Annotated in this window: 1 protein-coding gene; it reads right to left on the bottom strand. The window is 60.1% G+C overall.

Annotation, left to right across the window (positions count from 1 at the left end):
• Window positions 1-11 precede the first annotated feature (11 nt).
• Window positions 12-170: a hypothetical protein gene (locus tag ACPYOG_RS21260; RefSeq protein ID WP_481296011.1), complete on the bottom strand. Its 159-nt coding sequence runs from the start codon at window positions 168-170 to the stop codon at window positions 12-14.
• Window positions 171-228: the final 58 nt, after the last annotated feature.

A 228-nucleotide genomic window follows, 5' to 3' on the forward strand; every position in this document is an offset into this window, starting at 1 on the left:
CCCCCCCCTTCCTAAACACAAAACACCCCCCCCCAGATTAGCGAGTGTCTCGTGGGCTCGGAGATGTGTATAAGAGACAGCAGGTACACGACGTAGAGCCAGCCGTGAGCGATCAGGATGCCGGTGCTCAGATCCACACCGGTCGGGGCGACCGCGTTCTTGACCGGCACGAAGGTGAAGGCGCCGTAGCCTGTCTCTTATACACATCTGACGCTGCCGACGAAGGAG

The sequence above is a fragment of the Leifsonia sp. HAY1-4F genome, from assembly GCF_056755275.1.